Here is a 21,978-nt window from a genome sequence, read left to right as displayed (position 1 = left end):
CAAAGCTAAATCATAATGCTCTCTGCAATCAAAGCGAAGTTGTTGGCCCGGAACCGGCCCGACAGGCTCAGGTCGCGGCAGTTGCTCTGAAAGGCGGCCAGCAGCTCGGGCGTGATGATGATCTGGTTGTTTAGCATGCTGCCGTCTTCGATGCCTTCGAGCACGGCCAGCAGCAGGGCCGGCTTGTAGGGCGCTTCCTGCCCGCCGAGGCGGCTGGTTTTGAGCTTGCGGAAACGGGTGAGGTAGGCGGACAGGTCGGTCATGCAGGGCGCAAGATAAGCCGCCGGCCCACTTGGCTAAACTGCTTGGCCCTTCTCCTGCGGCCACCACGCCCGCCGTGCCGACAGCTTCAGATGCTCTACCGCAAGCAGCCGTAGTCGTTTGACAGGAAAGCCGCCTTAGCGAGCCAGCAGGTCGAATAAGGGCTGGTTTATGTAATAGTTGGCTACGCCTAGCTTCTGCTTTTGCAGTACTCCATCTCTCGCCAGCTGGTTGAGGTAGCTGGCGGCCGTGATGCGGCTTACCTTCAACTCCTGCTGCACAAACTCGATACGGGTGTAAGGGTGCCGAAACAAGTTGTTGAGCAAGTCCTGGCTATAGAAGCGGTAAGTGCGGAGCTGCTGCTTGGTTTGCTGCATCAGCTCGCGCATCTCCCCAATCAGGGTAATCGTTTCGCGGGAAGTCTGCTCCACCCCGTCAAGCATATACAGCAGCCAGGGCTCCCAGTTGCCCGTGTCGCGCACCTGTTGGAGGTGATGGTAATAGTCGGCTTTGTAGCGGATAAGGTAGCGGCTCAGGTACAGCACCGGGATATCGAGCAGGCCTTTGAGCACCAGGTACAGAATGTTCAGGATGCGGCCGGTACGACCGTTGCCGTCATAGAACGGGTGAATACTTTTGAACTGCAAGTGCAGCACGGCCATCTTGACCAGTGGGTCGGCATCACTGAGGGTATCATCATTGAGGTAGGCTTCCAGATTGCTCATCAGGCGCAGAATCTCAGCCGAATTCTGGGGCGGCGTATAGACCACCTCACCCTTCTGGTTCATCAGGGTAGTGCCCGGCAAGCGTCGGTAGCCGCCGCTATTCTGCTCCAGTTCCGCCTGAATACGGGTCAGATGATTTATACTCAAAAAGCCGTACTGCTGCACCAGCTCAAACCCCAGGCGCAGGGCGGCAGCATAATCACTTACCTCCTTGGCAGCCTGCGACTTTATTCCTTCCGTCTGCAAAGCCGCTTTGAACAGTTCATCGTGCGTGGTGATGATATTTTCCACCGCTGAGCTATCCTTGGCTTCCTGCAACGGCAGCGTATTAAGCAGAATACTCTCGTTGGGAATCGTCTTGGAAATGCCTTTTAGCTCCGCCAGGGCGCTACGGGCCGCCGGCAGCTTTTTCAGCACTGCCCGCGTTTCCAGTTCTTCGAGAGGAGGCAAGTCAGCAGGCTGCCACAGGGGGGTCGGCATAATAAGGTAAGCCAGGGAGAGGGGAATAGCATCTGATAAGCAAACTGCAATTTACTTATCAGATGCTGCAAGATATGTAAAGAAACCAGCGCTTCTCTTTACATATGCTTTTCGGTTACCGCCCCAAAATCCCTCCTACCACAGCCTCCCGCTGGTACTTGTCGCGGTACTGCTTCGGCGACAGGCCGGTGAGGCGCTTAAACGTCGAGCGGAAGGCCTTGGGGTCGGTATAGCCCACCTGGTACATCACCTCACTCACGTTCTCCCGCGACGATTCCAGGCTGTTTTTGGCGGCCTCAATCTTGACGCGCTGAATGTACTCGACCACGGAGTTGGCGGTAGCCTTCTTGAAGCGCCGCTCCAGATTGCGTCGCCCCAGGGCCAGCATTTCGGCCAGCTGATCCACGGTTATCTTTTCCTGGTAGTTGTCCTCGATGTACCCCTGGGCCTTTTTAATCGGCTCGTCGCCGTGCTCTTTCTGCCCGTTGAACACGATAAAGGCCGACTGGCTCACCCGCTCGATATCGATCTGAAACACCTTGGCGCAGGTAACGGCCATTTCCCGGCCGGCAAATTTCTCGACCAGATACAGCACCAGGTTCAGGTAGGAAAAGGCCCCGCCGCTGGAATAGATGCCGTGCGCATCGGTAACCAGCCGGTCCTCGACCAGCTCCACGGCCGGAAACATGCGGCGAAAGTCGGCGGCGGCGGCCCAGTGGGTGGTGCACTGCCGGCCGTTGAGCAGGCCCGTCGCGGCCAGCAAAAAGGCGCCCACGCACAGGCTGGCGACTTCCGCCCCCCGGGCATGCTGCCCCAGAATCCAGGGACTAAACTCCGCGTTGCGCTCCAGGGCCAGCGTCAGGTCGCCATCTACGGCCGGGATGATAACCAGATCGGTGCGGGCCACGTCGGCCAGCAGCAGCGGGGTATACACCGCGTACAGGCCCCCGCACACCGGCGTTTCGTGGGCCAGCCCCACCAGCTCGAGGTGGAACAGCGGCGGGCGGCCCAGGCGCCCGAGCAAGGCGTTGACCTCGGAAAACACCAGGCGGGGGCCTTCGATGCTGCCCAGAATGGCACCCCGCGGAACGAGAATGGTGATGTGCTTCATCTTTCTAAACCTACTACCTGGCGTTGTCGGAATCAACCCGGAATTGGTCGGAATAGCCCCTGCTACCCGCCCCAAATATTGCTAATTTTGTTGGCATTCAAAGCTGCTTCACGCCCCGATTACTACACTCGTTGGCAGCAGCCGCGGGCTTACCCCATCCAAAAATTCACCTTCCCTTTCTTCAAACTTCATGAACACGCCCCGCCTCACCCCCTACCTGACCTTTAACGGCAACTGCCGCGAAGCCATGACCTTCTACCAGCAATGCCTCGGCGGCGAGCTGATGGTGCAGAGCATCGCGGGCACGCCCGCCGCCGAGCACGTAGCGCCCGACGCCCTCCAGAACGTGCTGCACTCCATGCTGACCACCGCCGACCTGGTGCTGATGGCCTCCGACTCGGGCCTGGGGCCCGCGGCCAAGGGCGATATGGTTTCCCTGTCCATCAATTGCCACAGCCCCGAGGAAATCCAGCACCTGTTTAGCCTGCTCTCGGCCGACGGCACCGTCACGATGGCGCTACAGGACACGTTTTGGGGCGCCACCTTCGGGATGCTCGCCGACCGGTTCGGCATCGACTGGATGCTGAACTACGACAAGCCCCAGCCCGCCCGGCAGTAGCCCGGGAAACAATTCCCGAACGTCATTCCGAGCGAAGTCGAGGAATCCCGCCTGGCGTCGTTGTAGAGGTATTGTCATGCTGAGCTTGCCGAAGCATCTCGCGGGCTGACGTCTGATTAGTAAGCCAACATCAGCCCGCGAGCTGCTTCGGTCCCTGGCTTGATGCGCCCTAGGCTCCGCATGACGGCCTGATGGGCTGGTAGCTCCTTCATTCTAACTTTTTTTCCTGCGTCATGAAAAAGACCAACCTGCGCTACTGGATTTTCACCGGCCTGCTCGCCGCGCTGATGACGCTGTCGGGTATCACCAACCTGCTGAGCGTGCCCGAAGCCCTGGCCGGCCTGCAGCATCTGGGCTACCCGGCCTACCTGTCGCCGTTTCTGGGCGTGGCCAAGCTGCTGGGCGTAGCAGCCATCCTGGTGCCCGGCTTTCCCCGCCTGCGCGAGTGGGCCTACGCCGGCTTCGTGTTCGATCTGAGCGGGGCCCTGTATTCGGGCCTGGCCGTGGGCGACCCGGTCAGCAGCTGGCTGCCCCTGCTTATTGGATTTGCCCTGATTGCCGCCTCCTGCTATTTCAACCGGCGCCGGGCAGAGGCCCCGGAGTTTGCCGCGCCCCATCTGGCCTGAGTCGATGGCCCTTTCCTCCGCCGGCCGCCGCCTGTCACGGCCTGCCTGCTCCCCCGGCTTCGCTGCTCCTGTTGCCCAGTGCCACCCCCAGTCTGCCCGCGCTATGGTCGAAGTCTTTAAAACCAACGTCACGGCTCCCGGCCACGCCCAACGCCTGCTGGACCGGATTCACGCCACGTTTGCGGAGTACCGCGCCAACTTCGACCTCGAAGACTGCGACAATATTCTGCGGGTGGAGTGCGCCAGCGGGTTTGTGCTGCCCTCCTGCCTGATCAGGCTGCTGCGGGACGCCGGGTTTCACGCCGAAGTACTGCCCGATTAGCCCGGACGTTGCCCAAACGCCAATCAGCCCCCGGAACTGCTTCCGGGGGCTGATTGGCGTTTGGGTGTCCGGGCAACGTCCGGGCTTAGCCCAGCTTGCGGTACCGCACGCGCTTGGGCTCCACGTCGCCGAGGCGCTTTTTCTTGGCTTCCTCGTAGTCGGAGAAGTTGCCCTCGAACCAGACCACTTCCGAGTCGCCTTCGAAGGCCAGGATGTGCGTGGCCAGCCGGTCGAGGAACCACCGGTCGTGGCTGATGATGACGGCGCAGCCGGCAAAGTTTTCCAGCGCGTCTTCCAGGGCCCGGATAGCGTTGATGTCCAGGTCGTTGGTGGGCTCATCGAGCAGCAGCAGGTTGGCGCCCTGCTTGAGCGTGGTAGCCAGGTGGACGCGGTTTCGCTCCCCGCCCGAGAGGCTGCCGACTTTCTTTTCCTGGTCGCCGCCGCGGAAGTTGAAGTTGCCCACGTAGGAGCGCGCATTCACCGGCCGGCCGGCCAGCAGCATGGTTTCGGTGCCGCCCGAAATGGTTTCGAATACCGACTTGTTCGGGTCCAGCGTGTCGTGCTGCTGGTCTACGTAGGCGTACTGCACCGTAGGGCCGACTTCGAAGCTGCCCGCGTCGGGCTGGAGCTGCTCGGTGATGAGGCGGAACAGCGTGGACTTGCCCGCGCCGTTGGGCCCGATGATGCCCACGATACCGCCCTGGGGCAGCGCGAAGCTCAGATTCTGAAACAGCAGCTTGTCGCCGAAGGCCTTGGTGATGCCGTGGGCTTCAATCACCTGCCCGCCCAGGCGCGGCCCGTCGGGGATGAACAGCTCCAGGCGCTGCTCCTTCTCCTTGGCTTCCTCGCTCACCAGCTTGTCGTAGCCGGCCACGCGGGCCTTGCTCTTGGCCTGCCGCGCCTTGGGCGACATGCGCACCCACTCCAGCTCCCGGGCCAGGGTTTTCTGGCGCTTGCTCTCGGTTTTCTCTTCCTGGGCCAGGCGGTTCGACTTCTGCTCCAGCCACGAGGAGTAGTTGCCCTTCCACGGAATACCCTCGCCGCGGTCCAGCTCCAGAATCCAGCCCGCCACGTTGTCGAGGAAGTACCGGTCGTGGGTCACGGCTATCACGGTGCCCTTGTACTGCTGCAGATGCTGCTCGAGCCAGAGCACCGATTCGGCGTCGAGGTGGTTGGTGGGCTCGTCGAGCAGCAGCACGTCGGGCTCCTGCAGCAGCAGGCGGCACAAGGCCACGCGGCGCTTCTCGCCGCCCGAGAGGTTGCCGATGATGGCGTCGCCTTCGGGAGTGCGCAGCGCGTCCATGGCCCGCTCCAGCTTGGAGTCGAGGTTCCAGGCATCGAGCTGATCGAGGCGTTCCTGCACCGTGCCCTGCCGGTCGAGCAGCTTGTCGAAGTCGGCGTCTTCGGCCCCGAAGGCCTCGTTGATTTCGTCGAACTCCCTGAGCAGGGCCACCGTTTCGGCCACGCCCTCCTGCACTACTTCGAGCACCGTCTTGGCCGGGTCGAGCTGGGGCTCCTGCTCCAGGTAGCCCACCGAGTAGCCCGGGGAGAAAACCACGTCGCCCTGAATCTGCTTGTCGACGCCGGCAATAACCTTGAGCAGCGACGACTTACCCGAGCCGTTCAGACCCAGCACCCCGATTTTGGCGCCGTAGAAAAACGAGAGGTAGATATTTTTAAGCACTGTTTTCTGCGGCGGGTAGACTTTCGTCACGCCGGCCATCGAAAAGATAATCGTCTGGTCGCTCATGGGCGGGGGCTTGGGCTGGGGATTCGGAAGAAAAGTAAAAAAAGGCCGATTTAAAGCTGATTCTGTTGCTGTTAGGCCGTCTCGGGTAGGTTCCTGACGGGCTGACCAACGGCCGGGCGGCTCCAAATTTCAGGTAATTAACCGAAAAAGCCCCCGTATTCCGGCTCCTTCTCCGTTATTCTTCTGCCCGCTGCCTGCCGGACGTCGCCGGCCCGCGCTTACGCAGAGCCCCCGGTTTCCTGCTGAGCACAAACTGCTTACCGCCGCCGCGGCAACCCAACCCGGCCGCTTTTTCTTACGTTGGCAGCACTCGGCTCCGCGTCGCTGCCCTTGCCCGCAAGCTCAGCCCTGACCACCCCAAACCGCGCGGGCAGCTTATTTGCCGGCCATGCCGTAAACTTGTAAAGCATTCCGCTCTGATTTTCCTTTCCGACCACCTGGTTCTTTCGGCGTCACCCGCGCCTTCGCTATATGGAACAACATGACCACCTACTGGCCGAGGCCCGCCGTTATGGCTATATCGAGGCCGACCAAGTGTGGCTACAGCCCTTTATGGACCTGCCGGCCCGGCAGGTCGGGCTGGTAAAAGAGACTGATGACGCCGCGCTGCAGTATTTCGCCCAGCGCTTCGAGGCGTTTCGCGGCAAGGTCGACGAGCTGCTGCAGAAGATGGACGAGTCCGAGAACAAGGGCTCTTTCCTGATGAAGGCCCTGCACCTGAAAGACCAGATTGCCACCTACGACGGGCTGGGCGACTTCGCGGCCATCCACCGCCGCCTGACCGATGCGGAAGAAGCCATCAAGGTCACCATTGCCCGCAACCGCGAGAAAAACCTGGCCACCAAAATCAGCCTCATCACCGAGGTCGAAGCCCTGCGCGACACCATCGACTGGCAGGAATCCGGGGAGAAGCTCAAGGACCTGCGCCAGGGCTGGATCAAAACCGGCCCCGTCGACAAGCAGCTGACCGACGAGCTGGAAACGCGCTTCCACGCCGCGGTAGAGGATTTTTTCCTGCGCAAAAAGGAGTTTATGGCCGAGAAGAAGGCCATGACCAACCGCGTGTACGACAAGTACAAGGAGCTGATTCATAAGTCGGAAGGCCTGCAGAACTCGCCCGATTTCGACGAAACTACCAAGAAGCTCAAGCAGCTGCAGCTCGACTGGCGCGAGGTGGGCGGCTCGCTGCCCCGCAAGCAGGCCAACGAGCTGTGGACGCGCTTCCGGGCCGCCCACAACCACTTCTTCGAGCGCCTCAAGGAGCACATCAGCACCAAGCCCCGCACCGACTCCGACGTGGGCGCGGGCAGCAGCGGCAACGATAACCTGGCCAAAAAGCGCGCCCTCGTCGCCGATGCCGAAGCCCTGCTCAACCGCCCCATGAACGAGGCCGTGACCAAGGCCAAAGAGCTGCAGGCCGCCTGGAAAAAAGTGGGGCCCGTGCGCGGCGAGGAGTCGGACCGGGTGTGGGAGCAGTTTATCCTGGCCTGCGACAAGGTCTTTGAGATGAGCGCCCTGGAGCACTTCGTGCGCAAGCGCCACGCCACGGCGGGCACCAGCGCCGGCACGCCCGAAGAGCAGGTAAACACCCGGATTCAGGCCCTGCGCGAGTTCATCAAGTACGACCAGCAGGAGCAAAGCGTGCTGGAAGAGAACCTGGGCAAGCTCAGCGACTCGCCCGGTAACGAAACTTTCCGGACCATGCTGCAGGGTAAAATCCGGGCTTTTGAGCGGAAAACGCGCACCAAAAATGAGCTGATTGACCTGTTAAATCAGCGTCTGAGCGTTTAAGCCAACATTCACCCGGTATTTACGTTGTCCTGCTGACGCAACCCTGGCTCGTCTATTGGGTTCTATCCGGAAACCATTGCGGGATAATTGGCTTGAAACCACTACTTTTGCCCACCTTTTTTTTGTAGCACCCACGACTATGTATTGGACTCTGGAACTCGCTTCGTATTTGGAAGATGCTCCCTGGCCTGCCACCAAGGATGAATTGATTGACTACTCTATCCGCTCGGGTGCCCCGATGGAAGTGGTAGAGAACCTGCAGGCGCTGGAAGACGACGGCCAGCCTTACGAGAACATCGAAGAAGTTTGGCCCGATTACCCGACCAAAGAAGACTTCATGTTCAACGAGGACGAGTACTAGAGTAGCGCTCAGAACCCAGACTTTAGAACGTAGACCGTTTATTCCGGTCGGCAGTGTTTTTAGCCACTTCTCAGTTCTGATGTCTCAGTTCTCAGTTCTTAAGATTGAAAATCTGGTTGCGGGGTACGAACAGCGCGTTCTGCTCCGCAACCTTTTTTTGTACGTGCCCGCCCCCGCTTTCCTCGCCATCATCGGGCACAATGGCTGCGGCAAAACCACGCTCTTCCGCGCCCTCACCGGCCAGATTCCCTACCAGGGCACCATTGAGCTGGGGGGCCAGAACCTGCGAACCCTGCGGCGGCCGGCCGCCAGCGGCCAGCTGGCCCATCTGCCCCAGCGCGGCGTCGTGGGCTTTCCCATCGAAGTGCGCGAGCTGGTGGTCATGGGCCGCTTCCGCCACCACAGCTTTTTGAGCGCCTACCGCCCTGCCGACTACGTGCTGGCCGAGGCGGCCCTGACCCGCGTGGGCGCGGCCCACCTGGCCCACCGCGACTTTACCGAGCTGTCGGGCGGCGAGCAGCAGCTGGTGTGGCTGGCCCAGCTGGCCCTGCAGGATGCCGGCCTCTACCTGCTCGACGAGCCCACCCAGCAGCTCGACGTATATTACCGCCGCCGCGTGTTCAGCCTGCTGCAAAGCTGGGTCACCGACCACCACAAAACCGTGCTCTGCATCACCCACGACCTCGACAACCTGGCTACGCTGCCCGGCTACGTGCTGAACCTGTCGCGCCCCCAGCCCCGGCTGCAAGCCTTGTCGGCCGCCGTGGTGCAGGCCGAGCGGGAGTTTCTGGAAAGCGAGGAAAGCTTAGCCTGAGCCGGTCAGTGCGGGCCTTACCTTTGCCCCGGCCGGCCGCGCAACACGTGCCCGATGGAGCGCAGGAAAGGCCACGGCGTCACCGAATGCATCACGCGCAGGTTTTCCAGGCCGTTGGTGCGCTCATCCAGAAAATCGAGGATGCGCTCCAGGGGGTTGCGCTGGAAAAGCTCGGCAAAGATGTCCCGGGTCCGCTCGCCTTCGCGCTGCATAATGTCGAGCAGCAGGGTGTCGAAGAGCCGGAACTGGCGCTGGTCGCCGGTGAGGTGAGTGGGCGGCTTTCCCGTGGCGGCCAGGGAAGCTACGAGCCGGGCGCTGTGCTCCTGAATCCGCTTGAAGGCGTAGCCCGTACTGGGCTTGGCGCGGCCGGCCCGGGTTCCCAGGTTGATAATGTGGGCCCCCACGCCGGCGGGCAGCGGGTGGTCCGTCATCGGAATAGCTCCGATTTCCTCGGCCGTCACGCGGTAGGATTTCAAGCCCAGGGTAGTGGTCAAATAGTCCCGCATGGCCGCTTCGTAGGCTGCCTTGGGCAGCACCGCCGCCGAAAACAGCGTGTACTCGACCAGCGCCCGGCGAGGCGTGAAGGGCAGCACGTACATAAAGCGGGCTTCGTGCTGCTGGGCGCCCCGGAAGTCCATAAACTCCACGGTGGCCGGGTCAAACGCATCTTCTGCCGTTTCTACCTCCCAGCCCACGAAGTGCTGCAGCTGGTAGCGGTAGCGCCGGGGCTGCCGGTCCAGCGCCGGCGGCCGGCTGTCGAAAGCGTAGCGGGCCGTAAAATCGCCGGCCGAAGTGCGCGCCACCACCCCGGCCGCCGTATTCTCCAGCGCCTCGACCGTGCCCTGCACGCGGGTAAACTGCGGATTGTCGGCCAGCGCGGCCCCGACGAAGCGGTAGAAGTCCAGCCCACGAATCATCTTATAGCGGTGGCGCGTCAGCTCGAACACCCGCTCGAACTGCGGGCTGCGGAAAGCCAGCTGCGTCCACTCGTGGGCCACAATCGGGTCGAACAGCGTCGGCGCGTCGGCCCAGAATGACCAGGTCCGGTCGTTCTGATCTTTGGCCGCGGGCTCCACGAGCAGCACGCGCTTGTCGCGCAGCCGGGGCTCCCGGGCCAGGTGGTAGGCCAGGCTCAGGCCGGCCGCGCCGCCGCCCGCTATTAGGTAGTCGAAATCGTGCTTCACGGACGCAATAAAAGCACCCGCCGGGGAATTACGCTCTCTATCAGTACTTTTTATCGCTTCTTTCATCCTAGCGGGCCACTGCCGACTCCGCCGGCGCTTCGGCCAACTCCCGGATGGCGTCCAGAATATCGGAGTCGAGCTGGGCGCCGAAGTGCTGGCGGTTATGCAGAATGCTCACGTTGGAATCGAGCCGCTCCACCCACAGCTGCTTGTTTTCCTGGTAGCCCGAGGTGTAGGGGTCGTCGTCGGAAAGCAGCACGGTGAGCTTGCGGGCCGGAATCAGCCGGCGGGCCGCGTCGTAGTCGATGGGCGCATGAATCCAGTTCAGGATGTCGTGCCAGGGGCTGTCGACTGAAAACCAGCCGGCCACGCACAGCACGCCGCCGACCTGGGGCATCTGGGTCGAGTGCTTTTCAGCTACCTGGGCCAGATAGTGCAGAATAGCCAGACAGCCCACGCTGTGGCCGACCAGGTAGCTGGTCTGGTTGAGATGCTCGGGCGGCAGCACTGAGGCCAGGTAGTTGGTGGCCTGCTCGATGGTGGGCAGGTCCCAGGCGGGCATCGACAGCAGGTGCACCTGGTAGGTGAAAGCCGGATCGGAAGGCGTTTCGAGCTGCTTTTGCAGCCACGGATACCAGTCATCGGTGGCAAAACCGCCCCAGCGGGGAACTACATAGATGTGCTTAATCTCACTCATACAGAAAAAAAATGGGCAGGTGGGGCGGGTGGCAGGATGTAAGAAACAATGGTTGGGCAGATTGTTTTGTTCAGTCACAACAAGAAATAGTGCCACCGTTTAAATTCCCGGCAAGCTCAGCCACAAAAAAAGCCCGACGGAAGAGTCGGGCTTCTGAAGCAGTAGGCAGTGCCGGTTAGAAGTTCGGCGACAGCAGATACTTGGTATAAAACTCGTCGATGATTTTTACGGCCGAAGCCGCATCATCCACCAGCTGCACTAAGTCCATGTCTTCGGGCGAGATGTTGTGCTCGTCTTCCAGCATGGCCTGCTGAATCCAGTCGAACATACCCTGCCAGTACTTGGTACCGACCAGCACAATCGGGAAACGGCCGATTTTCTTGGTCTGAATCAGGGTAATGGCTTCGAAGAGTTCATCCAGCGTGCCGAAGCCGCCGGGCATGCCGATGAAGCCCTGGGCGTACTTGACAAACATCACTTTGCGCACGAAGAAGTAATCGAAGTTGATGACTTTATCCGGGTCGATGTAGATGTTGTGGAACTGCTCGAAGGGCAGCTCGATGTTCAGGCCCACCGAGCGGCCGCCCTCGGAGCGGGCGCCCTTGTTACCGGCTTCCATGATGCCGGGGCCGCCGCCCGTGATAACGCCGTAGCCGTGGCGCACCAGCTTGGCCGCAATTTCCTCGGCCATCTGGTAGTACGGATTGTCGGGCTTGGTGCGGGCCGAGCCGAAAATAGACACGCAGGGGCCGATTTTGGACATCTTCTCGAAGCCCTCCACGAACTCGGCCATCACCTTGAAGATCTGCCAGGAATCGGCAATCTTGATTTCGTTCCAGTCTTTGTCCACGAAGGCCTTGCGGATGCGCTGCTCGTCGTCGACCTGCACGGTTCGCTCGCCGTGGGTCTGCTCGCGGATGTCGCTGATGGTCGTGACCTTATTGGCGTTGACGTCAGGCTGGCGGATGGTTTGGCCGCTACCCGCGTTCAGCACCTCGTCGGAGAGCTTGGTGCGGCTCGTTTTTTTAAGTTTGGTCATGAGCTACGGATGGGATTGGAAGGCCGGCCCGGGCAATCGAAATGCCCGTAGCGGTACTGCCGACCCGCTGGTGAAAGAATGGTTGTAATACGTGACAAAAAGAAAGCCGCCCACGCACGGCGGGGCGACCAAAATTAGGGGCGTGCAAGTTAACAATTTGTTAACATTCAACCTACCCTATTTCCTTACGGTTAAGTAACGGCTCTTACTTCGAGCGAATGGCAATAACCGGGTCCAGGTTCGAGGCCAGCACCGCCGGAATGATGCCCGCCAGCACCCCAATCACCACCGACACGGTGAGGCCGAGCGTGATGTTGCCGGCCGACAGCGCCAGCGGCATGGCATCCTGCGGAATCAGGGTAATGACGAACACCAGCAGAATGCCGACGGCCCCGCCAATCAGGCACAGAAAGATGGCCTCAAACAGGAACTGGAACAGGATGAAGTAGTTTTTGGCCCCCAGCGACTTCTGAATGCCGATAACGTTGGTACGCTCCTTCACCGACACAAACATGATGTTGGCAATGCCGAAGCCGCCCACCAGCATGGCAAAGCTGCCAATGACGGCGCCCGCCACCCCGATAATAGAAAACAGCTTGGTAATGGCGTCGGCCATCATTTCGGGACGGTTGAGGGCAAAGTTGTCTTCTTCCCGGGGCTTGAGGCCGCGAATATTGCGCATCACGCCCTTCAGCTCGTACTCCAGATCCAGCAGGCCCGGGTCTTCGTCGCGGCCTTTTATGGCAATGGTGGGCGTCACGCCGGTCATGCCGCCGGTGTTCAGGGCAAACATCTTGGTGAACATGCCGAAGGGAATCAGGCAGTTGGTGTCGTTGCTGGGCGTGTCGAGGATCTTCTTGCCTTCCTTCTGCATCACCCCAATGACCACGAACTTGCGGCCGCGGGCCTTGAACTCCTGCCCCAGCGCGGAGCCGTACGGAAACAGGCTTTCGGCCACGGTAGCCCCGATGATGGCCACGTTGCGGGACGCCTCGATTTCCTGGGCCGTAAAGTAGCGTCCCTCGGTGATGGGCACGTCGGACACCTGGCGAAAGTCGAAGCTCACGCCCTGCAGGGCGCAGTCAGCGACGCTGTTGCTGCCGTTTTTGAGCGTGCTGCCGCCAACCGCGGCGAAGATGGCGACGCCCTTGTTGTTGGGCCCCAGGTTGCGCTGCAACGCCCGGAACTCGCGCACCGACGGCACCGGCCGGTTGAAGTACTTCCACCACGGGTAGTCGCCGCCGAAGGCCCAGGGCCACTTGCCCACGTAAATCACCTTGTCGCCCACGAAGCTCATGCTCTGGCGCACGTTGGCCTCCAGCGAGTCGACGACGGCAAACACGGCAATGATGGCGAAGATGCCCACCGTGACGCCCAGCAGCGACAGAATCGTGCGCAGCAGGTTCGATTTGAGGGCTTCCCACGCGAAGCGGAAGCTTTCCAGGGTAAGGCGCAGGGCCAGCATGGGGCAGTGGGTTAGGGAGGGAGCGGAATGCGCCTAAACAACGGATTCCGGGCGAAAATTAACGATTTATCCGGCCAATGTATGTACTTTTGTCAACCCAAAATTTTGTTAGCTTCCCCTCGTATTGCCCATAAGTTGCCCATGAAACTGTCTGAGTTCAAATTTGATCTGCCTGAGAACCTGCTGGCGCAGCACCCGGCCAAAACTCGTGATGAGTCGCGCCTGATGGTTCTGCACCGCGACACGGGCAAGATCGAGCACCGCGTCTTCAAGGACATCATTGAATACTTCAGCGAGGGCGACGCGTTCGTGCTCAACGATACGAAGGTATTTCCGGCCCGCCTGTACGGCAATAAGGAAAAGACCGGGGCCAAGATCGAGGTGTTCCTGCTCCGCGAGCTGAACAAGGAAATCCACCTCTGGGACGTGCTAGTGGACCCGGCCCGTAAAATCCGGGTGGGCAATAAGCTGTACTTCGGCGAAAGCGACATGGTAGCCGAGGTTATCGACAACACCACGTCCCGCGGCCGGACCATCAAGTTTCTGTTCGACGGCTCCGACGAGGAGTTCTACAAAGCCCTGCACGACCTGGGCGAGACGCCGCTGCCGCGCGAAGCCATTACCCGCGAAGCGGAGCCGGCCGACAAGGAGCGCTACCAGACCATCTACGCCAAGCACACGGGGGCCGTGGCCGCGCCGTCGGCCGGCCTGCACTTCACCCGCGAGGTAATGAAGCGCCTCGAAATCAAGGGCGTGGAAGTAACCGCCGTGACGCTGCACGTGGGCCTGGGCACATTCCGCCCGGTAGACGTGGAAGATCTGACCAAGCACAAGATGGACTCCGAGAACTTCATCGTGCCGGCCGAGGCCGCCGTGGTGGTGAACAAGGCGCTGGATGCCAAAAAGCGCGTGTGCGCCGTCGGCACCACGTCGATGCGGGCATTGGAGTCGTCGGTATCGGCCAGCAACCGCCTGAAGGAAAACCAGGGCTGGACCGACCGGTTTATCTTCCCCCCGTACGAGTTCAAGATTGCCAACGCGCTGCTCACCAACTTCCACATGCCCGAAAGCACGCTGATGATGATGACCTCCGCCTTTGCCGGTCACGAGCTGCTCACGGAAGCCTACAAGCTGGCCATCAAAGAGAAATATAAGTTCTTCAGCTACGGCGACGCCATGCTCATTCTATAGTGGGGTCTTAGGGGCTTGGGGTCTTGGGGACTTGGTTTTCGTTCTTAGGTGCTCTTCCTCTGGTCTGAACTTCTAAAACGCCGAATGCCCGCCGGGTATTCGGCGTTTTGCGTCCGCAGCCTTGCGTACTTTGCGTTCCGCTACTGCTCGTCCCGCTCATGAACGAATCCAAGTCCCCAAGCCCCCAACACCCCAAGGCCCCACGCTACGCCATTCTGGTGGCCGGTGGCAGCGGCACCCGCATGGGCGCCGGGCGGCCCAAGCAGTTTCTGGAGCTGCTGGGCGAGCCGGTGCTGCTGCACACGCTGCGGCGCTTTGCCGAGGCCGCTCTGCGGGTGCAGGAAGTGATAGTGGTACTGCCCGCCGACCAGTTTGCCACCTGGGAGCAGCTGCGCACCGACTTTCGGGTTACCATTCCGCACCGGATAGTAGCGGGTGGCGATTCGCGCTGGGCCTCGGTGCGCAACGGGCTGGCGGCCCTGGGTACGCCGGAGGGGATAGTAGCCGTGCATGATGGGGTGCGGCCCCTGGCTTCGCAAGAAATCATTGAGCGGGCTTACGCCGCCGCCGAAACCTACAAGGCCGTGGTGGTGGCCGTGACCCCGAAAGACTCGGTGCGTAACCTGGCCCAGCGCGGCTCCTACGCCCTGAACCGCTCCCGCCTGCGGCTGGTGCAGACGCCCCAGTGCTTCGACCTGGATTTGCTGCGCCGCGCCTACCAGCTGCCCGAGCTGCCCACGTTCACCGACGACGCCAGCGTGGTGGAAGACCTCTGCCCCATCCACATCGTGGAAGGCGACTACCGCAACCTGAAAATCACCACGCCGGAGGACCTGATTGTGGCTGAGGCCCTGCTGCGGAGTATGCAGTAACCCCGGGCCATGGCCAGCCACGCATTCTGCGTAGCAAGCGCGGCGAGCCGTAACGAGACAATAAAGCCCCGGCGCCAGCACCCGCCGGGGCTTTGGGCTGAAAAGGAGTTGGTACATTTGAGAGGACGGACCGCTTCGGCTTGCGTCTCGCAATGGCAGTTTCAGAATCAGGCTTGCCATCTGGCCTTTTCCCAACCTCACCACTTCCCCCATGTATACCAGCCTGCTTTATACCGTGCACGACGGCGTGGCCACTATCACGCTCAACCGCCCCGACGTCTTCAATGCGTTTAATAATGCCCTCAGCTACGAGCTGCAGGAAGCCCTGCAGCAGGTGGCGGCCGACGAGGCCGTGCGGGCCGTGGTGCTGACCGGCGCCGGCCGGGCATTTTGCTCGGGGCAGGATCTGAAAGCAGCCCAGGGCGACGAGAAAAGCACCTTTTATGATTCGCTGCACCAGCGCTACAACCCCATTATCCGGGCCATGCGCCAGCTGCCCAAGCCCATCATCGGCCGCCTCAACGGCGTGGCGGCCGGCGCCGGCTGCTCCCTGGCGCTGGCCTGCGACGCGCTGATTGCCTCCACGGAAGCCTCGCTGATTGAGGTTTTCATCAACATCGGGCTGGTGCCGGACTCGGGCTCGTCGTACTTTCTGCCGCGGCTGGTCGGCTCGCTCAAGGCGTTTGAGCTGTGCACGCTGGGTTCGAAGGTAACCGCGGCCGAGGCCCTGCGGCTGGGGATGGTCAACCAGGTAGTGCCGCCCGAAGAGCTGGACGCCGCCGTGGCCGCCCTGGCCGCCCGCTACGCCGCGGCGCCCACCAAATCCATTGGCCTGATCAAGCAGATGCTCAACAAAGCCGGCGCCGCTTCCCTCGACGAAATGCTGGACTACGAAGCCGACTGCCAGCAGATTGCCGGCGAGTCGCACGACTACCAGGAAGGCGTAACTGCCTTTTCGGAGAAGCGCAAGCCGGTTTTCCGGGGCGAGTAAATCAGCTTCCCGGCCGTTTCGGGGCATAAAAAAAGCGGCCGGCTCCGGATGGGAGTCGGCCGCTTTTGTACGGGGCTTACGGAAGCAGCCCCGGAGCGCTTCAGTCCGACAAGCCCGGGGCTTTAGCGCAGCGTGATGGTGCGGGTGCGGCCATTCACGGTGATGGTGGCAATATTGTCGCAGGCGGCCGAGCCGGTGGGGTCGTAGTTCAGCAGCAGAGTCTTGTCCTTGGAGTTGGTGATGAGCACCGTGCCGGTGGTGAAGTGGCGGGCGCAGCCCACGGCGAACTTTTTCACCAGCGGCTGCTGGACGGCGGCGGTGTAGCTCACCCCGCGGCGGTTGGTGCCGGTAGCCTGGCCGCTGATCTGGTAGGCGTCATCGAGGATGGTAGCCGTGCCGAAGCCGGCGGTACGGGTGTACTGACGCTGCGAAGTCCAGCTATGGGTGCCGTTGGGCGTAACGACGCTGGCATTCTGCACGTCGAGGGTGAAAGAGCCGCTGCCGGTGTTGGTAAAGATGCGGGTGCCGGTGTGCTGATTGTCGTTGACGAAGTAGTTGACCAGCGTAACCGTAGTGACGGCGCCGGCCTGGCGGTAAACGCCGGGGCTGAACACGACCACGATTTTGCCGCGGCGGGTTTTGCCGTTCGGGCACAGGCAGTTGACGGTGCCGAAGTCGATGGTAAGGGTGCGGGTAGCCGCGTCGTAGGAGCGCTGGGCGCAGGGGTTCAGCACTTTGCTGAAGTCGTTAGGATCGGGCGCGGGGCCGTTGGCAACGGCGGCATCAACGGGAGCCGTGGCGCTGACGATGTCGCCGATGGCCGCATTCTCTTCATCGGCCGTACCGTTGTCCTCAGCCGATTCGAGGTTGTCGACGGGCGACGCGTTGTCTTTGTTGCAGCTGGTGGTGAAGAGCAGGACCGAGCTGGCCAGTGCCGCAAAACCCAGGGAACGGAAGGTGGAGGTTTTCATGGGAGAACTAAAAGGAGGTGGGTTGTTGGTCAAATTCGGCTCTTGGAGTGCCCGGCGCAACCAGAGTTTAAGCCCCGGCCAAAAAATATTTCAAAACCGGAACTATTCGGTTTCCAACCCCTCCGCCCGGGCCGCGTATAGGCTTGCACCGGCCGGCATTGGCCGGGGCACCAGCTTCTCCCGCCATGAATCCTGCCCGTTTTCTTCTGCCGCTCAGCTTACTGGCCGCCGTAGCCTGCTCGTCCGATGCCAGCAAGAAAGACCCGGTGGCCGAAGCCCGCTTCGAGAACGAAAAGCGCATCGGCGACGAGAATATCACCGAGAAGCAGGAGCGCGACGCCACATTTGTGGTAGACGTGGCCAGCGACGGGCAGCTGGAAGTCGAGCTGGGCCGCCTGGCCCAGCAGCAGTCGACCACACCCGCGGTCAAGGACTTCGGCCAGCGCATGGCGACCCAGCACGCCGAAATCAGCCAGGCCCTGGGGGTGCTGGCCGAGCAAAAAGGCATCGTGCTGCCGGCCGGCCTCGGCGCCGAGCAGCAGAAAACCCGGCAGGAGCTGGCAGCCTTGACGGGCGCGGCCTTCGATAAAAAGTACCTGGAGCTGATGGTCGACGACCACGCCAACGACGTGGATGCCTTCGACGACATGAGCGAAGATGCCTACGACGGCGACATCCGCGGCTTTGCGGCTAAATACCTGCCCAGGCTGAAAGAACACCTCGAGCTGGCCAAGCAGGTGCAGGACCAGGTTGAAGCCGCCAAATAAAATACCTACCCTCTTTTTAGCCCAACCAACCTACCCTATGAAAAAGACGTTGTTTTCCGCCCTCCTGTTTGCCGCCACCCTCTCCCTGACCGGCTGTGGTGATGCGGACAAACGCACCGACGGCACCGCCGGAGAAGCCGTCAGTGACATGGACCAGGCCGCCGACGAAGGCGGCGTACAGGCCGATGCCACCGTTATCGACAACGAAGCGGGCCCGACGGTAACGGCCAACGCCGACTCGGCCGCCATGACTACCGATGCGGCGGCCAGCCCTACGGCCCCGCATTCTACCGACCCGGAGTTTATGCAGTCGGCCGCGGCCAGCGACCAGAACGAGATTCAGCTCAGCAAGCTGGCCCTCGAAAAAGGCGTGACCGGCATGGTGAAGGACCACGCCAACATGATGATCAAGGACCACACCAAGTCGACCACGGACCTGAAGGCTATTGCCAAGAAAAAGAACGTGGTATTGCCACCCGACATGGACGGTGAGCACAAGACTATTGCCGCTGAGATGCGCAAGCTTTCGGGCAAAGAGTTTGAGCAGAAGTACCTGGCTCAAATGGTGACAGACCACCAGAAGACGCTGAACACCCTGAAGGCTCACCAGCAGATGACTCAGGATGCCGAGCTGCAGGGCTTCATTGGCAAAGTAATTCCGGTGGTACAGGGCCACCTGGACATGTCGAAACAAGGGGCTGACATGAAGATGTAGCCCGCCCATAACACCCGAAAACGGCCGCTGGAAGTATTTCCAGCGGCCGTTTTTCGTTCCGTCATTCTGCGCTTTCGCCGATGCCTTTACGCCGGTTTGCCATCGGCGTACTTGCTGATTTTAAGCTCCTCGGCCAGGAAGCGGGCAGTGTGCCCCTTCTTCACCTTGGCTACCTGCTCGGGCGTGCCCTGGGCCACGATGGTGCCCCCGCCCCCGCCGCCCTCGGGGCCGAGGTCGATAACGTAGTCGGCCACCTTGATCAGGTCCAGATTATGCTCGATGATGAGGACCGTATTGCCCTTGTCGACGAGCTTCTGCAGTACGTCGGAGAGGTGGTTGATATCTTCGAAGTGCAGGCCGGTGGTGGGCTCGTCGAGGATGTAGAAGGTTTTGCCGGTATCCTTTTTGCCCAGCTCGGTGGCCAGCTTCACCCGCTGGGCTTCGCCGCCCGACAGCGTAGTAGCCTGTTGCCCCAGGGTGAGGTAGCCCAGGCCGACTTCGTTGAGCACCTGAATCTTGCGGATGATGCGGGGCTGATTCTCGAAGTACTCCACAGCCTTTTCCACCGTCATGTCCAGAATGTCGGTGATGCTCTTGCCTTTGAAGCGCACTTCCAGCGTTTCGCGGTTGTAGCGGCGGCCCTTGCAGGTTTCGCAGGGCACGTGCACGTCGGGCAGGAAGTTCATTTCGATGGTGCGCATGCCGGCGCCCTCGCAGGTTTCGCAGCGCCCGCCCTTCACGTTGAAGGAGAAGCGCCCCGGCCCGTAGCCCCGAATTTTGGCTTCCGGTAATGACGCGAACAGGCTGCGGATTTCGGTGAACACGCCCGTGTAGGTAGCCGGGTTGGAGCGCGGCGTGCGCCCAATCGGCGACTGGTCCACCTCAATCACCTTGTCGATCAGCTCCAGGCCTTCGATGCTCTGGTAGGGCAGCGGGTCGCGCTTGGCGTTGAAGAAGAACTGGTTGAGAATCGGATACAGCGTGTCGTGGATCAGACTCGACTTGCCCGAGCCCGACACGCCCGTGACGGCCACCAGCTTACCCAGCGGAAACTTCACCGACACGTTCTTCAGGTTGTGGCCCGTCGCGCCCTTCAGCACCAGCTGGCCGCCGTCGCCCTTGCGCTTCTGCCGGCGCAGCTCGATGTGCTTCTCGCCGCTCAGGTACTGCGAGGTGAGGCTGCCCGACTGGAAAATATCCTTTGGCGAGCCCTGGGCCACGATGTGGCCGCCGTGAATGCCCGCGCCCGGCCCGATGTCGAGCACGTAGTCGGCATTCATGATCATGTCCTTGTCGTGCTCCACCACAATCACCGAGTTGCCGATGTCGCGCAGGTGCTGCAGGGCCTTGATGAGCCGCTCGTTGTCGCGCTGGTGCAGGCCGATGCTGGGCTCGTCCATGATGTAGAGCACACCCACGAGCTGGGTACCAATCTGGGTGGCGAGGCGAATCCGCTGGCTTTCGCCGCCGCTCAGCGTCCGGACCGAGCGGTGCAGGTCCAAGTATTCGAGGCCCACTTCGAGCAGAAAGCCGATGCGCTTGCGGATTTCCTTGAGCAGCTCGCGCCCGATGACGTTCTGACGCTCGGTGAGCCGGCTTTCCAGATCCTCAAACCAGGTGCTTAGCTCCTTGATGTCCATCAATGACAGCTCGCCGATGTTCCTGTCGGCAATCTTGAAGTGCAGCGACTCCTTTTTCAGGCGCAAGCCCTGGCACTCGGGGCACTTGCGGGCCTGGGTATACTCCTGAATCCAGGCCCGGATGTTCTCCGAGTCGGACTCGAGCTGCCGGCGCAGGAAGGGGATGATGCCTTCGAACGGCTCGGTGTAGTTGCTCTTTTTCGGGTCGGCATCCTCGTCTTCGGGCACCCCGTAGAGCAGCCGCTCAATCAGGTCGGCGGGCAGCTTGTCCAGGGCCGTACTCAGACTGAACTTCTGCTTTTTGAGGATGATGCCCAGCTGCTGGAAAATCCAGATGTCGCGGTACTCGCCCAGGGGCGCGATGCCGCCGCGGCTGATGCTGAGCTTCTTGTCGGGCAGCACCGAGTCCTCGGTGATTTCCTGCACCTCACCCAAGCCGTTGCAGACCGGGCAGGCGCCGTAGGGCGAGTTGAAGCTGAACGTGTTGGGCGCCGGGTCGTCGTAGGCAATGCCGGTGGTCGGATCCATCAGGAAGCGGGAGAAGAACTGGGTCTTCTTCGAGTCGGAGTCCAGCACCAGCATGGTGCCCTTGCCGTGGGTCAGCGCATTCTGCACCGAGCCGGAGAGGCGGAACCGGTCTTCCTTGGTGGCCTTGAGCCGGTCAATCACGATGTCGATGTCGTGGATCTTGTAGCGGTCTACCTGCATCTTGGCCGTGATGTCGAGCAGCTCGCCATCGACGCGCACCTTGGTAAAGCCCAGCTTGGCAATCTGCTGGAACAGCTCCCGGTAGTGTCCCTTGCGGCCTTTTACCACCGGGGCCAGCACCACCACCTTGTGGTCGGCGAAGTGCTTGAGGATGTAGTTGATGATCTGCTCGTCGCTCTGCCGGATCATCTTGGCGCCGGTGGCGTAGCTGAAGGCCTCGGCGGTGCGGGCGTAGAGCAGGCGCAGGAAGTCGTAAATCTCGGTGATGGTGCCCACCGTGGAGCGTGGGTTGCGCGAGGTCGTCTTCTGCTCGATGCTGATAACCGGCGACAGGCCCTCAATCTTGTCCACGTCGGGCCGCTCCAGGCCGCCCATAAAGGAGCGGGCGTAGGCCGAAAACGTCTCCATGTAGCGGCGCTGGCCCTCGGCATAGATCGTGTCGAAGGCCAGTGACGACTTGCCCGAGCCCGAAATGCCGGTAAACACCACGAGCTTGCCCCGCGGAATCCTGACCGTCACGTTTTTCAGGTTGTGCTCTCGGGCCCCGTACACCTCAATAAACGGCGCTTCCACGTCGGCGCCGGTAGAAGGCTGGGCAGCGGCGTGGGCTTCCAGAATGGCTTCCGTTACCAGCTCAGCGCGGGGTACCGCCTGCACGGCGGCGGTGGTATGGCCATTGCCGTGGGCGGCAACAGCGGCAGTAGTTTCAGGCGTAGCGGCGGCGGGGGCCGCCTTGGTTTTCTTAGCCATTCAGAGCAAGTCGAATAAGTCCGCAAAGGTACGCATACGGCGCCCTTTTCGCCACCCGAATTCATTATTTACCAATCCATTTAGCAGATCGGGCACGGAAAAGCCGGCCGGGCGAATGAGGGCAGCGC

General features: G+C 61.4%; 21 protein-coding genes. 11 read left to right on the top strand and 10 right to left on the bottom strand.

What is annotated here, in order from left to right; genetic code table 11:
- Positions 1-5: 5 nt before the first annotated feature.
- The 3 genes from ABD842_RS10005 to ABD842_RS09995 all read right to left on the bottom strand — a co-directional run bounded on the left by ABD842_RS10005 (position 6) and on the right by ABD842_RS09995 (position 2,577).
- The gene (locus tag ABD842_RS10005) at positions 6-263 is read right to left on the bottom strand and encodes a hypothetical protein (protein WP_345113075.1); all 258 of its coding nucleotides are present in this window, start codon (positions 261-263) and stop codon (positions 6-8) included.
- A gap of 135 nt (positions 264-398) precedes the next feature.
- The gene (locus tag ABD842_RS10000) at positions 399-1,466 is read right to left on the bottom strand and encodes a Fic family protein (RefSeq protein WP_345113073.1); all 1,068 of its coding nucleotides are present in this window, start codon (positions 1,464-1,466) and stop codon (positions 399-401) included.
- 115 nt (positions 1,467-1,581) lie between these two features.
- Positions 1,582-2,577, bottom strand: a complete 996-nt coding sequence (locus ABD842_RS09995; RefSeq protein ID WP_345113071.1) for a GlxA family transcriptional regulator — start codon at positions 2,575-2,577, stop codon at positions 1,582-1,584.
- 190 nt (positions 2,578-2,767) lie between these two features.
- Here ABD842_RS09995 and ABD842_RS09990 point away from each other — a divergent pair, with 190 nt between their 5' ends.
- The 3 genes from ABD842_RS09990 (at position 2,768) to ABD842_RS09980 (ending at position 4,144) form a co-directional block, all read left to right on the top strand.
- Positions 2,768-3,196, top strand: a complete 429-nt coding sequence (locus ABD842_RS09990) for a VOC family protein (RefSeq protein ID WP_345113069.1) — start codon at positions 2,768-2,770, stop codon at positions 3,194-3,196.
- Positions 3,197-3,429: 233 nt separating this feature from the next.
- On the top strand, positions 3,430-3,822 hold the full coding sequence (locus ABD842_RS09985; protein ID WP_345113067.1) for a DoxX family protein: 393 nt from the start codon (positions 3,430-3,432) through the stop codon (positions 3,820-3,822).
- Positions 3,823-3,925: 103 nt separating this feature from the next.
- Positions 3,926-4,144: a hypothetical protein gene (locus tag ABD842_RS09980; RefSeq protein ID WP_345113065.1), complete on the top strand. Its 219-nt coding sequence runs from the start codon at positions 3,926-3,928 to the stop codon at positions 4,142-4,144.
- Positions 4,145-4,229: 85 nt separating this feature from the next.
- Here the strand turns inward: ABD842_RS09980 and ettA are convergent, their stop codons facing one another.
- Entirely contained in the window at positions 4,230-5,894 is a 1,665-nt protein-coding gene (gene ettA, locus ABD842_RS09975) for an energy-dependent translational throttle protein EttA (protein ID WP_345113063.1), read from the bottom strand.
- A gap of 471 nt (positions 5,895-6,365) precedes the next feature.
- Here ettA and ABD842_RS09970 point away from each other — a divergent pair, with 471 nt between their 5' ends.
- The 3 genes from ABD842_RS09970 (at position 6,366) to ABD842_RS09960 (ending at position 8,860) form a co-directional block, all read left to right on the top strand.
- Positions 6,366-7,685, top strand: a complete 1,320-nt coding sequence (locus ABD842_RS09970) for a DUF349 domain-containing protein (protein WP_345113061.1) — start codon at positions 6,366-6,368, stop codon at positions 7,683-7,685.
- A 139-nt stretch (positions 7,686-7,824) separates the two neighbouring features.
- The gene (locus tag ABD842_RS09965; protein ID WP_019948259.1) at positions 7,825-8,046 is read left to right on the top strand and encodes a DUF2795 domain-containing protein; all 222 of its coding nucleotides are present in this window, start codon (positions 7,825-7,827) and stop codon (positions 8,044-8,046) included.
- A gap of 79 nt (positions 8,047-8,125) precedes the next feature.
- Positions 8,126-8,860, top strand: a complete 735-nt coding sequence (locus ABD842_RS09960) for an ABC transporter ATP-binding protein (RefSeq protein ID WP_345113059.1) — start codon at positions 8,126-8,128, stop codon at positions 8,858-8,860.
- Positions 8,861-8,877: 17 nt separating this feature from the next.
- On the opposite strand, the gene ABD842_RS09955 is transcribed toward ABD842_RS09960, so the two are convergent.
- The 4 genes from ABD842_RS09955 to ABD842_RS09940 form a co-directional block, all read right to left on the bottom strand.
- Entirely contained in the window at positions 8,878-10,044 is a 1,167-nt protein-coding gene (locus tag ABD842_RS09955; RefSeq protein ID WP_345113057.1) for a lycopene cyclase family protein, read from the bottom strand.
- Positions 10,045-10,111: 67 nt separating this feature from the next.
- Positions 10,112-10,741, bottom strand: a complete 630-nt coding sequence (locus ABD842_RS09950; protein ID WP_345113055.1) for an RBBP9/YdeN family alpha/beta hydrolase — start codon at positions 10,739-10,741, stop codon at positions 10,112-10,114.
- Between the two features lie 175 nt (positions 10,742-10,916).
- Entirely contained in the window at positions 10,917-11,780 is an 864-nt protein-coding gene (locus ABD842_RS09945; RefSeq protein WP_345113053.1) for an LOG family protein, read from the bottom strand.
- Between the two features lie 205 nt (positions 11,781-11,985).
- Positions 11,986-13,245, bottom strand: coding sequence for an ABC transporter permease (locus tag ABD842_RS09940; protein ID WP_345113051.1), 1,260 nt, complete (start codon positions 13,243-13,245; stop codon positions 11,986-11,988).
- Between the two features lie 141 nt (positions 13,246-13,386).
- On the opposite strand from ABD842_RS09940, the gene queA reads away from it, so the two are divergent.
- The 3 genes from queA to ABD842_RS09925 all read left to right on the top strand — a co-directional run bounded on the left by queA (position 13,387) and on the right by ABD842_RS09925 (position 16,299).
- Positions 13,387-14,436, top strand: coding sequence for a tRNA preQ1(34) S-adenosylmethionine ribosyltransferase-isomerase QueA (gene queA / locus ABD842_RS09935; protein ID WP_345113049.1), 1,050 nt, complete (start codon positions 13,387-13,389; stop codon positions 14,434-14,436).
- 158 nt (positions 14,437-14,594) lie between these two features.
- A complete protein-coding gene (locus ABD842_RS09930; protein WP_345113048.1) occupies positions 14,595-15,308 on the top strand; it encodes a 2-C-methyl-D-erythritol 4-phosphate cytidylyltransferase in 714 nt (237 codons plus the stop codon).
- A 211-nt stretch (positions 15,309-15,519) separates the two neighbouring features.
- Positions 15,520-16,299 (top strand): enoyl-CoA hydratase-related protein, encoded by a 780-nt coding sequence (locus ABD842_RS09925; protein WP_345113046.1) that lies wholly within the window; start codon positions 15,520-15,522, stop codon positions 16,297-16,299.
- A 122-nt stretch (positions 16,300-16,421) separates the two neighbouring features.
- Here ABD842_RS09925 and ABD842_RS09920 read toward each other — a convergent pair whose 3' ends face one another.
- Positions 16,422-17,270, bottom strand: a complete 849-nt coding sequence (locus tag ABD842_RS09920; RefSeq protein WP_345113044.1) for a hypothetical protein — start codon at positions 17,268-17,270, stop codon at positions 16,422-16,424.
- A gap of 185 nt (positions 17,271-17,455) precedes the next feature.
- On the opposite strand from ABD842_RS09920, the gene ABD842_RS09915 reads away from it, so the two are divergent.
- Entirely contained in the window at positions 17,456-18,037 is a 582-nt protein-coding gene (locus tag ABD842_RS09915) for a DUF4142 domain-containing protein (RefSeq protein WP_345113042.1), read from the top strand.
- Positions 18,038-18,074: 37 nt separating this feature from the next.
- Positions 18,075-18,752 (top strand): DUF4142 domain-containing protein, encoded by a 678-nt coding sequence (locus ABD842_RS09910; protein WP_345113040.1) that lies wholly within the window; start codon positions 18,075-18,077, stop codon positions 18,750-18,752.
- Positions 18,753-18,838: 86 nt separating this feature from the next.
- Here ABD842_RS09910 and uvrA read toward each other — a convergent pair whose 3' ends face one another.
- The gene (gene uvrA / locus ABD842_RS09905) at positions 18,839-21,850 is read right to left on the bottom strand and encodes an excinuclease ABC subunit UvrA (protein WP_345113038.1); all 3,012 of its coding nucleotides are present in this window, start codon (positions 21,848-21,850) and stop codon (positions 18,839-18,841) included.
- Positions 21,851-21,978 lie beyond the last annotated feature (128 nt).

The sequence above is a fragment of the Hymenobacter algoricola genome, assembly GCF_039539525.1.
GTDB classification, from domain to species: Bacteria; Bacteroidota; Bacteroidia; order Cytophagales; family Hymenobacteraceae; genus Hymenobacter; species Hymenobacter algoricola.
This window is presented reverse-complemented; position numbering and strand designations above follow the sequence as displayed.

What these genes read in the sequence shown, in the direction of transcription:
- ABD842_RS09950 (WP_345113055.1), bottom strand. Translation starts at nt 10,741, where the DNA reads ATGAGTGAGATTAAGCACATCTATGTAGTTCCCCGCTGGGGCGGTTTT.
- ABD842_RS09915 (WP_345113042.1), top strand. Translation starts at nt 17,456, where the DNA reads ATGAATCCTGCCCGTTTTCTTCTGCCGCTCAGCTTACTGGCCGCCGTA.
- ABD842_RS09965 (WP_019948259.1), top strand. Translation starts at nt 7,825, where the DNA reads ATGTATTGGACTCTGGAACTCGCTTCGTATTTGGAAGATGCTCCCTGG.
- ABD842_RS09990 (WP_345113069.1), top strand. Translation starts at nt 2,768, where the DNA reads ATGAACACGCCCCGCCTCACCCCCTACCTGACCTTTAACGGCAACTGC.
- ABD842_RS09995 (WP_345113071.1), bottom strand. Translation starts at nt 2,577, where the DNA reads ATGAAGCACATCACCATTCTCGTTCCGCGGGGTGCCATTCTGGGCAGC.
- ABD842_RS09920 (WP_345113044.1), bottom strand. Translation starts at nt 17,270, where the DNA reads ATGAAAACCTCCACCTTCCGTTCCCTGGGTTTTGCGGCACTGGCCAGC.
- ABD842_RS09970 (WP_345113061.1), top strand. Translation starts at nt 6,366, where the DNA reads ATGGAACAACATGACCACCTACTGGCCGAGGCCCGCCGTTATGGCTAT.
- ABD842_RS10005 (WP_345113075.1), bottom strand. Translation starts at nt 263, where the DNA reads ATGACCGACCTGTCCGCCTACCTCACCCGTTTCCGCAAGCTCAAAACC.
- ABD842_RS09930 (WP_345113048.1), top strand. Translation starts at nt 14,595, where the DNA reads ATGAACGAATCCAAGTCCCCAAGCCCCCAACACCCCAAGGCCCCACGC.
- ABD842_RS09980 (WP_345113065.1), top strand. Translation starts at nt 3,926, where the DNA reads ATGGTCGAAGTCTTTAAAACCAACGTCACGGCTCCCGGCCACGCCCAA.
- ABD842_RS09910 (WP_345113040.1), top strand. Translation starts at nt 18,075, where the DNA reads ATGAAAAAGACGTTGTTTTCCGCCCTCCTGTTTGCCGCCACCCTCTCC.
- ettA (WP_345113063.1), bottom strand. Translation starts at nt 5,894, where the DNA reads ATGAGCGACCAGACGATTATCTTTTCGATGGCCGGCGTGACGAAAGTC.
- ABD842_RS09985 (WP_345113067.1), top strand. Translation starts at nt 3,430, where the DNA reads ATGAAAAAGACCAACCTGCGCTACTGGATTTTCACCGGCCTGCTCGCC.
- ABD842_RS09925 (WP_345113046.1), top strand. Translation starts at nt 15,520, where the DNA reads ATGTATACCAGCCTGCTTTATACCGTGCACGACGGCGTGGCCACTATC.
- ABD842_RS09960 (WP_345113059.1), top strand. Translation starts at nt 8,126, where the DNA reads ATGTCTCAGTTCTCAGTTCTTAAGATTGAAAATCTGGTTGCGGGGTAC.
- ABD842_RS09945 (WP_345113053.1), bottom strand. Translation starts at nt 11,780, where the DNA reads ATGACCAAACTTAAAAAAACGAGCCGCACCAAGCTCTCCGACGAGGTG.
- ABD842_RS09940 (WP_345113051.1), bottom strand. Translation starts at nt 13,245, where the DNA reads ATGCTGGCCCTGCGCCTTACCCTGGAAAGCTTCCGCTTCGCGTGGGAA.
- ABD842_RS10000 (WP_345113073.1), bottom strand. Translation starts at nt 1,466, where the DNA reads ATGCCGACCCCCCTGTGGCAGCCTGCTGACTTGCCTCCTCTCGAAGAA.
- uvrA (WP_345113038.1), bottom strand. Translation starts at nt 21,850, where the DNA reads ATGGCTAAGAAAACCAAGGCGGCCCCCGCCGCCGCTACGCCTGAAACT.
- queA (WP_345113049.1), top strand. Translation starts at nt 13,387, where the DNA reads ATGAAACTGTCTGAGTTCAAATTTGATCTGCCTGAGAACCTGCTGGCG.